Genomic DNA, 12208 nt, shown 5'->3' with positions numbered 1-12208 from the left:
CGTCAATGATTGAAGTCCACAACATTCGCAAGGAGTTCAAAACGCCGGTTGTGAAGGAGGGGCGCTTCTCCGGGCTGCGAACCCTGTTTACGCGAGAATACCGGACAAAGGAAGCCGTGAAGGGAATCAGCTTTGAAGTGGGGCAAGGGGAATTTGTCGGTTACATCGGACCGAACGGGGCGGGCAAATCCACCACCATCAAAATGCTGACCGGCATTCTCCACCCGACCTCGGGTCACGTATCGATCGGAGGCATGAATCCGCACAAGGAACGGCGCAGCGTCGTGAACAACCTGGGCGTCGTATTCGGTCAACGGAGCCAGCTGTGGTGGGATTTGCCGGTGAAGGATTCCTACGATATTTTGGCTAAAATGTACTGTGTGGATCAGGCGGACAAGGAGCGCAGACTCGAACAGTTTGCCGAATTGCTGGATTTACAGGCGTTCTGGGAAACGCCTGTGCGCAAGCTGTCGCTCGGACAGCGCATGCGCGCCGACCTCGCGGCCGCGATGCTGCATGACCCGGACGTGCTGTTCCTGGATGAGCCGACGATCGGCCTGGACGTGAACGCCAAACGGAACATCCGTCATTTTCTCAAGCTAATCAATGAGCAATTCGGCAAGACCATACTGCTCACGACGCATGACATGGATGATATCGAACAGCTGTGCAATCGCGTGATGGTCATTAACAACGGCGAGCTGTCTTATGATGGAACGGTAAAGTCTTTACGGGACACCATCGGGCTGCCCACCGTAATCACGGTCACTTTCCGCGGTCCTTTTGTCATTCCCGATCAATCTTTACGCGAAGACGGTCTTTCCGTCCCGATCCGGGTGACAAGCGCGCTGGACAACACCGTCACTATAGAGGTGAACCGCCGCGAGATGAACACGCTTGATATTTTTAAAGAGCTGGGCCGCTGGGGCGAGCTGGATGATATCGATATGGAAGATCCCGATTTTGAGGATGTGATTCATAAGGTCTATTGAACAGGGTCAAAAGTGAGTTTCGCATATTTAATCTAAACTTAAACTTCAAGTCAGCTTAATGCTCTTTTCGTTAAGTATGATGAGCTTGAGGTGAATGATATGAATAATTCAAGAATGAAGAAAGCCGGGTATGCGGCTTGCATTGCCGCCGTTCTGTATGGCCTCCCCCATTACTGGTGGGGACTTGGCATCGGGTTTGCATTCCCTGGGGATTTCCAGGAAGCACCTGATGAATTTTGGACGCATGTGATCGGTTACTGGGGGATGGGTACCCTGGCCTTATTGGCAGCTGTATTCGCGCTTGCGTTCGCCAGGCCGTGGGGGTTACGCTTACCGAAATGGATGTTAACGATTCCAGCTGCAATTGGCTCTGTTTTGTTGTCATTATGGGGATTTATCTACTTCGTTCTGCAGTATTTGTTAGCGGTTGGCCGCGTTCAGTCTGCCCCCATGTATGCCACTCAAGATGCAAGTCCTATGGCGGTGTGGGGGTACTTCTGGTACGCACTCTTTCTGATCTGGGGAATTTCACTGGGGATTGCAGCATACGATGCTGGAAAAGTACGTAAGCAGAATAAATCAAATGATTTCACTAAATAACGCATGTAAACTTTTTGATTGGACATTTTTGGTAACCTTGTACAATATAATAGGATACACACCTAAAGAGGAGCCAGCAGGGTTCCTCTTTAATTTGGGTGCTAATGGACATAGAGGAAGTGTAATATAGAGATGAGAGGACAGAGTCCTCTGCTCTAATCATACGAGCCCAAGAATAACATCTACATACAAAGGATGAGCCACCATGAAGTTGATGAAGCGGATCTGGTTCCGTATCGGTAACCATTACAGGAAGAAGCGGGATTTTGCACAAGCCCTTAAATATATGAGAAAAGGCGAAAGTGCCATTACCAGTTTCAATGATAAGCTGCACTATGCGGAACTGCTGCACAACAGCGGCCATTCGGAAGAGGCCGTAGCTTATTTGGGGCGCGTGATCGATACGAGCGGAAGTCATCGCGCTTATGAGCGGCGCGCTCATATTTTGCGTGAGCTGAACCGGGAGCGCGAGGCCATTGAGGATCTGAATGAAGCGATTCGGTTGAATGCCGACAATTATATGAATTGGTATACCCGGGGGATTGCCCACAAAGATTTGAACCAATATGATGAGGCGATCCGGGATTTGAAGGAAAGCATTAAAAGAGAGGACGACAGCACGGTTATTTCGACATACTATGAGCTGGGCATGACCTTTTACGAGAGCGGCAACCCCGCGGAAGCGGCGCATTATTTTCGCCTAAGCATCCGGCGGTCGGAACGCGCCATCCCGATGTATTATTACATGCTGTCCGTATCGCTGGATCTGATGGATCATGTGCAGGAAGCCGTGGGTGTTCTGCAGGAGGGAATCCAGCTGGCCGATCGGTATGAGGCGGAAGCGGATGGCGGATATGCGCTGTTCGCAGGCAGCACCAATTACAGTTATGGGGCATTCCAGACGTTTCAGCGGCAAGTGCGGGAGGCGTATTCCTTTCGGAAAGCCATGGCGGACCTGTACGTGCAGCTTGGGGACATGGGACAGGCCGAGCACTATCTGTCGGAGGCCATTGAGCGGTATCCGGATTCATACGAGCTTTACTTAAAGAGAGCGGAGGTCTTCAACCGGTCCGGAAACAAAAATGCGGCCAAAACGGATTTGGAGTGGGCGATTGAAACGGCGCCGGACGATTACCGGGCGTATTTCGATTTGGCCCGGATCTATCGCGAGGATGGTTTGGAAGAGCAAGCCTACGAGCTGATTTCGAAATTGTATGCAAGACAGCCGGAATCCCCGCTGGCCTGCTATTGGATGGCCGACTGCTACTACCGGCTGGGGCGTCAGGAGGAGGCGCTGGCGATCAATGACAAGCTGCTTAAGCTTGAAAATGATGATGCCCCCAACTATGTGCAGCGCGCCGATATTTATATGGAGATGAATGATCTGCCGTCTGCGGAGCAGGCTCTGAAGGAAGCGGCTGCGCTCCAGGACGGGACCGAGATCCGCAACAAGCTCAGTTACGTGCTCTATCTTCAAGGGCGCAATGAGGAAGCGCTGCTTGAGCTGCAGGAAGCGGTTAAGCAGGAGGAGTCCTTCTCCGAGCATCCGACATACCTGGCGGCCAGCGGTCATATTTACAAGGAGATGGGCATGTGGGATCTCGCCATCGATGCTTATTCCCAGGCGATTCAGGCGCATCCGTCGAATCCGAGATTTTATGAGTTTCGTGCCGTTTGCTTTGTGGAGACCGGACAGCTTGAACGTGGATTAGCGGACTGCGCTCAAGGTCTCAGCTTGAACCCGGGACAAGGAAGCCTGTACAGCCTGCGAAGCGGAATCTATTATACGATGGCGGATTACGCGCAGGCGAAGGAAGATACGCTGCAAGTGCTGGAGCTTTCGCCGGGACATCCGGGCGCTTATTTCAGACTGGGACAGATTTATTACAAGGATCAGGACGAGGATGCGGCATTGGCTGCTTTTGACGAGGTACTGAAGCTGGTTCCCGAGCATGCCGACAGCTATCTGTACAAAGCCCATATCTATTACGGCCAGTTCGAGCATGAGGATGCCATACAGGCGATCGTGAACTGGAGCTTGCATCTTCAGAAGGAGATGTCCCCGGCGGACAAAATCCAAGCCATCGAAGGTTTGGAGGGCTTTGAGGAAGGTGTGCTGGATAAGGCGGTAGAACGGTTAACGGGCATGTATGGGCATCAGCTTTATTTGTCCTGAGGACTTGCACTTTCTGGCAGCGATGAAGTGGTGTCACATTTTGTTTAAAATTATGGTATGATTCAATAGTTGTTGCAGCATAACATGCTCGCAGGCTGTATAGCCAAGCGGGCTTTCTTCATGTGCAAGGAGGGGATTATGATGATCTCACTGCAAGAGGTCAGTAAAAGCTTTGGCAGCGGCAGTGACCGTTATCAGGCGATAGACGCTGTCTCTCTCGATATTGAGGAGGGAAGCATACACGGCATCATCGGCACGAGCGGAGCCGGGAAATCGACGCTGCTGCGCCTCATGAACGTACTGGAGAGACCGGATTCCGGCCGAGTCGTGGTGAATGGTCAGGAGCTGACTTCACTTGGAGGCAGGGAGCTTCGGGAGGCCAGAAGATCGATTGGCATGATCTTTCAGCTGTTCCAGCTGGTCAGCAACCGGACGGTATGGGGCAATGTGTCCATGCCGCTTGAGCTGGCGAAGGTACCGAAGGCCCAGCGGGCGAATCGTGTCCAGAAGGTTCTGCGATTTGTCGGGCTTGAGGATAAAGCGAAGTCGTATCCGGCTCAGCTAAGCGGCGGGCAGAAGCAGCGGGTAGCGATTGCCAGAGCGTTAGCCAATTCGCCGACCGTCTTGTTGTGCGATGAGCCGACCTCTTCTTTGGATCCGCAGACAACTGCAGATATTCTGGAGGTGCTCCGGCATATCAACCGGACGCTGGGGGTAACCATCGTGATCGTTTCCCACGAGATGGACGTGGTGAACGGCATTTGCGACCATGTGTCCGTGATGGAGAACGGGCGTCTGAACAGAACGTACCGTAATCAGCTAAGCGATGGAGAAGCTTCTCGGGGTTCTGGATCTTCAACGGACGGTGCAGGGAAAGTGGGGGATTTTTGATTCCATGAATGATATCATTCCATATTTGAGCGATTATTTCGCCTATGTCCTGCAGTATCAGAATGAAATATGGCGGGCGATTGGCGAGACATTCATCATGGTGGGCATATCGATTGCTGCCGCTATAATACTGGGTCTTCCGGTCGGAACACTTCTCTTTTTGTGCCGAAAAGGCCAGCAGTATGAGAATCGCTTGTTATTCTCCATTCTGAATGCCTTGGTTAACGTCATACGGTCCTTCCCGTTCCTGCTTCTGGTTGTCATGATGATTCCGGTCACGAGGTGGATCGTCGGCACATCCCTTGGGACGCTGGCAGCTGCCGTACCTTTATCCGTCGTTGCGGTGGCTTACTATTCAAGATTGGTAGAGCAATCCTTGCTGGAGGTGCCGAAGGAAGTGATGGAGGCTGCCGCTTCCATGGGGGCATCCACACTCCAGATGATATACAAATTCCTGTATGTGGAGGCCCGTTCGGGTCTTGTGCTTGGGCTGACAACATCCACGATCAGCTTTATCTCGTACTCCACGGTAATGGGCATCGTGGGTGGCGGCGGCGTTGGGGATTTCGCAATCCGCTATGGGTACCAGCGATTTGAGGGAGAGCTTATGTCATTTACGATCATCATTATGATCATTCTGGTACAGTCCATCCAGTTCGGCGGGAACCTGGCATCCAGGCTGCTGGATAAGAGAAAAGTTTAATTATTCTTCTGAAACGTATTTACACAAATTATATTTTACCGGGAGGTAACCAACGATGAATAAGAAATTAATGCTGCTGATGCTGACCCTCTTGCTGGTGCTGGCAGGCTGCGGACAGCAACCTGCCAAGGACAAAGCTCCGGAGAGCGCTGCATCCGATACCACGAAAGAAGTTACATTAAAAGTCGCAACGCTCATTCCGCCAATGACCGAGGTGCTTGACCTGGTGAAGCCGATGTTGAAGGAAGAAGGCATCAATCTGGATATCCAGATTCTGTCCGATAATGTGCAGCCAAACAATGCGCTGGCCCATAAAGAGGTGGATGCAAACTTCTTCCAGCATGTGCCGTACATGGAAGAATACAATGCGAACAACGGGTCGGAGCTGGTTCCGGTCACGCCGATCTATAATGCCGTTTTTGGGGCTTACTCCAAAAAATATAAAAACATTGAAGAGCTTCCGGATGGTGCGACGATAGCGATTCCTAACGACCCTTCCAACATCGGTCGTTCCCTGGTGATGTTCGAGAAGAACGGTCTGCTCAAGCTGAAGGAAGGGGTCGGCATCCATGCAACGCAGGCCGATATTGTGGAGAATCCGCACCAATACAAGTTCACCGAGGTCGATCTGCTGATGCTGGCCCGTACCCTCGACGACGTCGATATGGTTGCCATGACGCCGGCGTATGCGAAACCGCTGGGACTTACCCCTAAGAAAGATGCCCTGGTAACCGAAGGCAACGACTCCGATTTCACGATTACGCTGGTGGCCCGTAAAGATAATGTGGATTCCGAGCCGATTCAGAAGCTTGCCAAGGCGATGACCAGCCCGGAAGTGAAGAAGTTCTTCGAGGATAACTATTCCGAGATTGCGCTGCCGGCTTTTGAATAAAGCGCGAATTTTAGGGTTCGCATAAACCGTTCTCCGAGGTTTTGGGGGAACGGTTTTTTTTGAGCGCGGCCAAATATGGTATACTCTTGATGGATTTGAGAGGTGCATCTTACATACCCATACGTATTGGAGTTGAGAATTTATGAAAAAAGAAGTAATCGACAGACTCATTACCTATGCACAAGTGGATACGCAGTCAGACGAGAATAGTAATACCTGCCCTTCGACACCGGGACAGCTGACGCTGGGTCAGCTGCTGGTGGACGAGCTGAAGGAAATCGGCATGCAGGACGTAACGATGGATGAGAACGGTTATGTGATGGCTACACTTCCGGCAAACTCGGATAAACCAATCCCGACCATCGGCTTTTTGGCACATATCGATACGGCGACCGATTTTACGGGTGCCGGTGTCAAGCCGCAGATTGTCGAACAATATGACGGACAAGACATCATTTTGAACAGAGCACAGAATGTGGTGCTCTCCCCGCGGGATTTTCCGGAACTGAACGGCTACAAGGGACATACACTCATTACAACGGACGGCACCACCTTGCTTGGAGCTGATGACAAAGCAGGAATTGCCGAGATTATGACAGCTATGAATTACCTGATCCAGCATCCGGAGCTGAAGCACGGTAAAATCCGGGTTGCTTTTACGCCGGACGAGGAGATCGGAAGAGGACCGCACAAGTTCGACGTGGAGGCCTTTGGGGCTAAATACGCGTATACGATGGACGGGGGGCCGCTGGGAGAGCTGCAGTACGAAAGCTTTAATGCGGCAGCGGCGCTTGTAACTTGCAAAGGCAAGAATGTCCATCCCGGAACGGCCAAAGGCAAAATGGTCAACGCGGCGAAAATCGCCATGGAGCTGAACGGTATGCTCCCTGTGGAAGAAGCGCCTGAACATACCGAAGGTTATGAAGGCTTCTATCATCTTACTTCCATCGAGGGCGATGTGGAGCTGACCGAGCTCCGTTATATTATCCGCGATCATGACCGGGAGCTGTTTGAAGGAAGAAAGGCCAAGCTGGCCTCCATCGTAGAGGAGCTTCAAAACAAATATGGAGCCGAGCGAATCATCCTTCAGATGAAAGATCAATACTACAATATGCGCGAAAAAATCGAGCCGGTCAAGGAAGTGGTCGACATCGCCCAGACAGCAATGGAGAAGCTGGGAATCAACCCGATCATCGAACCGATCCGCGGTGGCACCGACGGTTCTCAACTGTCGTACATGGGCCTGCCGACACCCAATATTTTCACGGGCGGGGAGAACTACCACGGGCGGTATGAGTATGTATCGGCCGACAATATGGTATTGGCCGTTCAAACGATTGTTGAGATCGTGCAGCTGTATGAGGCGCAGGCATAAGTTATATCGTTTCAAAAAGAGCTGCCGGCAGGAGTGCCGGCGGCTTTTTCGTCTGCTCTTGTTTGACCCGCATTAGTACCTAGGCCTATATAGATGATGCTTTAGGAGAGCTTTTCTCCAGGCTGTATTTATATTCGCTTGGGGTCATGCCCGTCCATTTGCGGAACTGCTTGGAGAAATAGAGGGCATCATTGAAACCGACGGAGGAGGCAATTTCATGGATGGAGAAGGACGATTTCATGAGCGATTTGGCCTTTTCGATGCGTACCTTCATGAGGTACTGCATGGGGGAGAGGCCCGTATGCTGTTTGAACATCTTGGATAAGTGCGCCCGGTGATAGCCAAGCGCCTTCGCCATCTGATCGATGGAGAGCTGTTGGTGATACTGGGTCGAGATCCATCTCTCGGTCTGCCTTACACCCCGCTCGATATCAGGCACGTCATTGGAGTTCGACGGAAGATGGTCGCGGTTTAACATCGCCAGCTTATGGAGCAGCAATCGGAGCCACCCGGATGCCTGAAGATCCTCAAGCCAGGGGTGATCCGATTGGTTAAAGCCGATGCGCAGATGACGATACATCTCGGCCAGGGAGCGTAGCTCGGCTTCATCCGTGCAGCGGATAATCGGTCTAGCGGGTGTGACGCCCATATCAGCCAGCAGCAAGTTGGTCCCCTTCTCCTGTAGAGCTACCCAGTTGTAATGCCAGGGATTCCGGTCGTCCGCTTCATAGCTGAAAAGAACGCCGGGAAGGATCACGAAGGTATCGCCTGCCTGGCAATGATGTACGATGCCGGCACACTCAAATATGCCTTGACCTGTCAAGACGGTGTGAATGAGGCAGTAATCATGGATGATGGGCCCGATTTTGTGGCGCGGTATGGGAGTTCCCTCCCCGCTGAACAGGATGTTCAGGTCGTGACCGCCCGGCGAAGGATTCATACCAATCGTGTAGAGTGTATGGTCCGGCAAAATGGACATGCGTTTGGCCCCCCCTTAAACGTGTGCGATATCAATTGATGAAGTGGATGCTGTGTTAGGGTTAGCTTACCTAATGAAACAACAAATGTCCATATCACACTTGTTTTGCTCCATATTCAAAAAAGACCGATTATCATATAGTTAGTCTTGTGAAAGCGTATTAATTCATGGAGTTTAGGGAGGGAATTTATTGATGTCTAAGATTACATTTATCGGAGCAGGAAGTACCGTGTTTGCCAAGAACGTTCTGGGGGATTGCATGCAGACACCGGCTTTGCAGGGGTTTGAACTTGCTTTGTATGATATTGACCCGATCCGTTTGAAAGACTCGGAGAACATGCTGAATAATATAAAGAAAACCAGCGGCAGCACCTGTGTCGTCAAATCATACAGTGACCGCAAGGAGGCTCTTCGCGGAGCACAATATGTCATTAACGCGATTCAGGTTGGGGGCTACGATCCGTGTACGATCACGGACTTCGAGATTCCGAAGAAGTATGGACTCAGACAGACGATTGCCGACACCGTGGGGATCGGCGGGATTTTCCGTAACCTCCGTACCATCCCGGTCATGCTGGATTTCGCAGCTGATATGCGGGAGGTTTGTCCGAACGCATTGTTCCTGAACTATACGAATCCAATGGCCGTGCTGACCAATGCCATGAACACGCTGGGCGGCGTGCAAACCGTAGGTTTGTGCCACAGCGTCCAAGCATGCATTCCGCATTTGTTCGATAATTTGGGAATGGAAAAGGAAGGCGTGCAGGCCAAAATCGCCGGCATCAACCATATGGCATGGCTGCTTGAGGTAACGAAGGACGGCGTGGACCTCTATCCGGAAATTAAGAAGCGTGCGGCCGAGAAGCAGAAGGAGAAGCATCATGATATGGTCCGTCTCGAGATGATGCTAAACTTCGGTTACTACATCACGGAGTCGTCCGAGCATAACGCCGAATACCATCCGTATTTCATCAAGCGTAACTATCCGGAGCTGATTGAGCGCTTTAACATCCCGCTGGATGAATATCCACGTCGCTGCGTGAACCAAATCGAGGGATGGAAGGCAATGCGCGAGGATCTGGTAAACAACCAGGATCTGACGCACAACCGCTCCCATGAATACGCATCCTACATTTTAGAAGCGATCGAGACCAATGTTCCGTTCAAAATCGGCGGCAACGTGATGAATACGGGACTGATCACGAACCTTCCGAAGGAAGCCTGCGTCGAGGTTCCGTGCCTGGTCGATGCCAGCGGCGTAACGCCGACCTATGTCGGCGATCTGCCACCGCAATGTGCTGCGCTGAACCGCACCAACATTAATACCCAGCTGCTGACGCTGGAAGCGGCGGCAACCGGCAAGAAGGAGCATATCTATCATGCAGCGATGCTCGACCCGCATACAGCTGCCGAGTTGTCCATCGATGACATTAAGAGCCTGTGCGACGATCTGATCGAAGCACATGGTGATTGGCTCCCTAAATACCAATAAGTTAAATAGATGGAATAAACGCAAACTCAAGGTGCGAGTAGATTCTCGCTCCTTGAGTTTTTTGTTCGATTTATTCTATCGTTGGTCGCCATGATATAATAAATAAAAATTCGAGGATTAGCCTTATGTTTTAACGACAAAGGCATGGGATCGGAGTTCCTGGATCCCATATGAAACTAGCCGTAAGGGGGCCCGGAATGAAGCTGAGGTTACTCATCAGTCTGCTGTTGCTGCTGTTCTCGGCAGGATGTACCCGGGATGTGTCCGTGTTTGAATCTACAATTTATACATTTGGAGACGACATGATCAACGTTGATTGTTCCGACGAAGTGAACCGTAACCGGAAGAACCACACGGATGAGGGGTATCACTGTGAGGTGCTAGTTACCGAAGCCACTTCCCTGAAGGAAAGTGGGGGAGAAACTATCAAGCTGGAAGAACTAAAGAACGGCGATCTTATCCGGATCACATTAAAAAAGCCGTTGAATATAAGCAAAAACAACAGAAGTTTTGCAGCAAAAGAAATTGTATTACTGCATCAATAAAAGAGAGACGCTCTGGTAACTACAGAAGCGTCTCTCTTTTTCGTTAACGGATGGCATGCGGAAATCATCTATGGATTTATATTGGCATGCGGGAGTGTGATGAGAAACTCGGTCCCTGATCTTGGCGAACTCCGTACCGATACGCTTCCATTCATGGCACGGATGGCTTGATAGGAGAAGGTGAGTCCAAGCCCGGTGCCGCTCATTTTGGTGGAATAGTAGATCGAACCGAGACGGCTCAATTGCTCAGGGGTCATACCGACCCCGTTATCCTTGATTTCGATGGCCACCTGCTCCGCTTCTTCATAGATGGTGATGTGGACCGTACCTCTGTCAACGTCTTTACTGGCCTCAATCGCATTCTTAATAAAGTTGACCAACAGCTGCTTGAGCTCCGCCGGACTGCCTAAAATGTAGATGGGGAGCTGAGGGTAGTCAGCGCTGAGGGTCACGTTGCTCATATTAGCATATGACGTCATGAGCTCAACGACAGACTTGATCTGGGCGGAGAGCTCGATTCTTTGCTGAAACGGCAAGTGAGGTTTGCTGATCGAAAGGTATTCGGACAAGATTTGCTCGGTCCGGCGAATTTCCTCCATGCTGATTTCCAGAAAACGTTCGGTTTTTTCCTGAGGGAACGTACCGCTCTTAATCAATTGCAGGAATCCAAGCACGGTGGTCAGCGGATTGCGGACCTCATGGGCAAGGGATGCGGCGACATGATTGACGGCTTCGGCTTTCTCATTTTGGATATACCGCAGATAAAGTTCTTTGTCGGATACGGATTTGTTAAACAGGGTCACGAGAAGCCATATCCCGAGCGAGTTATGAACAGGCATAGCTAAAATATTAAATATGATGTAATTCGTGATGTAGTCGGGTTTGGTTATATAGAGTACCAGTAGCGGAAGGAAAGAGAAGCTGATACCGGCTATAAAAATGATCCAAAATTTGTGTTTGCTTCGGTGATACAGGAATGACAGCAGAATAGACAGCGGAAAAGTGAAGATCAATATAATGATGGCGTCGATCATGCCGGCTCCGCCAATGTACAGCCGATAAATTAGAAATTCCACAAGCAGAATTACTCCTGTCGTGAACCCTCCAAATAACATGCCGAAGAACATAATGACATACCGTACGTCAAAAATCACCCCGCTTTGAACACTCGAAGCAAAGGTCATGGACAACAGCATGCACAGCGAACAAATAACAATAATGAAATTACGGGAATAGTTGACTGTCAGTTTTCTGTAATAGATGTTGTATGCGACAAAAGGCATCAACGCAAACAAAAGCTGCAGTAAAACATCTTTAATCACAGGCAGTAGGCCCACCCCTTTAAAGGATATCGAATCGTCCGCTAGATTAACCATGTCCATTCAAGTTCGACGTCAAAAACGAAAAATCCTTGAACGTTGAATAAAAATAACAAAATTTATTCGTACTCAGATTGAAACGAGGAACATATAAATCCATCAAGAAAACGCTTGCAGACAATCGATGCACACATGATCCAGACACTCAGCATTTAAGAGACGAACACATTTCCATGAATGGAGG

11 protein-coding genes are annotated in these 12208 nt (G+C 50.4%); 9 read left to right on the top strand and 2 right to left on the bottom strand.

Going from position 1 to position 12208, the window contains the following annotated elements; translation table 11 throughout:
* Positions 1-5 precede the first annotated feature (5 nt).
* The 7 genes from ACETK5_RS25175 (at position 6) to pepT (ending at position 7629) form a co-directional block, all read left to right on the top strand.
* A complete protein-coding gene (locus ACETK5_RS25175) occupies positions 6-992 on the top strand; it encodes an ABC transporter ATP-binding protein (protein ID WP_394058523.1) in 987 nt (328 codons plus the stop codon).
* A gap of 99 nt (positions 993-1091) precedes the next feature.
* Positions 1092-1592, top strand: coding sequence for a DUF3995 domain-containing protein (locus tag ACETK5_RS25170; protein ID WP_100540680.1), 501 nt, complete (start codon positions 1092-1094; stop codon positions 1590-1592).
* A gap of 205 nt (positions 1593-1797) precedes the next feature.
* Positions 1798-3768 carry a tetratricopeptide repeat protein gene (locus tag ACETK5_RS25165; RefSeq protein ID WP_394058521.1) on the top strand — a complete coding sequence of 657 codons (1971 nt, stop codon included), beginning with the start codon at positions 1798-1800 and terminating at the stop codon, positions 3766-3768.
* 141 nt (positions 3769-3909) lie between these two features.
* Complete coding sequence (locus ACETK5_RS25160) at positions 3910-4659, top strand: methionine ABC transporter ATP-binding protein (protein ID WP_394058519.1); 750 nt, start codon at positions 3910-3912, stop codon at positions 4657-4659.
* 4 nt (positions 4660-4663) lie between these two features.
* Positions 4664-5362, top strand: coding sequence for a methionine ABC transporter permease (locus ACETK5_RS25155; RefSeq protein WP_100540683.1), 699 nt, complete (start codon positions 4664-4666; stop codon positions 5360-5362).
* Positions 5363-5417: 55 nt separating this feature from the next.
* Positions 5418-6254 carry a MetQ/NlpA family ABC transporter substrate-binding protein gene (locus ACETK5_RS25150; RefSeq protein ID WP_326117182.1) on the top strand — a complete coding sequence of 279 codons (837 nt, stop codon included), beginning with the start codon at positions 5418-5420 and terminating at the stop codon, positions 6252-6254.
* A 142-nt stretch (positions 6255-6396) separates the two neighbouring features.
* A complete protein-coding gene (gene pepT, locus ACETK5_RS25145) occupies positions 6397-7629 on the top strand; it encodes a peptidase T (RefSeq protein WP_394058517.1) in 1233 nt (410 codons plus the stop codon).
* Between the two features lie 85 nt (positions 7630-7714).
* Here pepT and ACETK5_RS25140 read toward each other — a convergent pair whose 3' ends face one another.
* Positions 7715-8608, bottom strand: coding sequence for a helix-turn-helix transcriptional regulator (locus ACETK5_RS25140; RefSeq protein ID WP_326117180.1), 894 nt, complete (start codon positions 8606-8608; stop codon positions 7715-7717).
* 193 nt (positions 8609-8801) lie between these two features.
* Here ACETK5_RS25140 and melA point away from each other — a divergent pair, with 193 nt between their 5' ends.
* Both melA and ACETK5_RS25130 read left to right on the top strand, forming a co-directional pair.
* The gene (gene melA, locus ACETK5_RS25135) at positions 8802-10100 is read left to right on the top strand and encodes an alpha-glucosidase/alpha-galactosidase (RefSeq protein ID WP_100540687.1); all 1299 of its coding nucleotides are present in this window, start codon (positions 8802-8804) and stop codon (positions 10098-10100) included.
* Positions 10101-10297: 197 nt separating this feature from the next.
* A complete protein-coding gene (locus ACETK5_RS25130; protein ID WP_394058515.1) occupies positions 10298-10645 on the top strand; it encodes a hypothetical protein in 348 nt (115 codons plus the stop codon).
* 68 nt (positions 10646-10713) lie between these two features.
* On the opposite strand, the gene ACETK5_RS25125 is transcribed toward ACETK5_RS25130, so the two are convergent.
* Positions 10714-12021 (bottom strand): sensor histidine kinase, encoded by a 1308-nt coding sequence (locus ACETK5_RS25125; RefSeq protein WP_100540856.1) that lies wholly within the window; start codon positions 12019-12021, stop codon positions 10714-10716.
* Positions 12022-12208 lie beyond the last annotated feature (187 nt).

The organism is Paenibacillus ilasis (assembly GCF_043195395.1).
GTDB lineage: Bacteria > Bacillota > Bacilli > Paenibacillales > Paenibacillaceae > Paenibacillus_AQ > Paenibacillus_AQ lautus.
Note: the sequence above shows the minus strand (reverse complement) of the source record. Positions and strands in the feature narration are given on the sequence as shown.

What these genes read in the sequence shown, in the direction of transcription:
- ACETK5_RS25175 (WP_394058523.1), top strand. Translation starts at nt 6, where the DNA reads ATGATTGAAGTCCACAACATTCGCAAGGAGTTCAAAACGCCGGTTGTG.
- ACETK5_RS25170 (WP_100540680.1), top strand. Translation starts at nt 1,092, where the DNA reads ATGAATAATTCAAGAATGAAGAAAGCCGGGTATGCGGCTTGCATTGCC.
- ACETK5_RS25165 (WP_394058521.1), top strand. Translation starts at nt 1,798, where the DNA reads ATGAAGTTGATGAAGCGGATCTGGTTCCGTATCGGTAACCATTACAGG.
- ACETK5_RS25160 (WP_394058519.1), top strand. Translation starts at nt 3,910, where the DNA reads ATGATCTCACTGCAAGAGGTCAGTAAAAGCTTTGGCAGCGGCAGTGAC.
- ACETK5_RS25155 (WP_100540683.1), top strand. Translation starts at nt 4,664, where the DNA reads ATGAATGATATCATTCCATATTTGAGCGATTATTTCGCCTATGTCCTG.
- ACETK5_RS25150 (WP_326117182.1), top strand. Translation starts at nt 5,418, where the DNA reads ATGAATAAGAAATTAATGCTGCTGATGCTGACCCTCTTGCTGGTGCTG.
- pepT (WP_394058517.1), top strand. Translation starts at nt 6,397, where the DNA reads ATGAAAAAAGAAGTAATCGACAGACTCATTACCTATGCACAAGTGGAT.
- ACETK5_RS25140 (WP_326117180.1), bottom strand. Translation starts at nt 8,608, where the DNA reads ATGTCCATTTTGCCGGACCATACACTCTACACGATTGGTATGAATCCT.
- melA (WP_100540687.1), top strand. Translation starts at nt 8,802, where the DNA reads ATGTCTAAGATTACATTTATCGGAGCAGGAAGTACCGTGTTTGCCAAG.
- ACETK5_RS25130 (WP_394058515.1), top strand. Translation starts at nt 10,298, where the DNA reads ATGAAGCTGAGGTTACTCATCAGTCTGCTGTTGCTGCTGTTCTCGGCA.
- ACETK5_RS25125 (WP_100540856.1), bottom strand. Translation starts at nt 12,021, where the DNA reads ATGGTTAATCTAGCGGACGATTCGATATCCTTTAAAGGGGTGGGCCTA.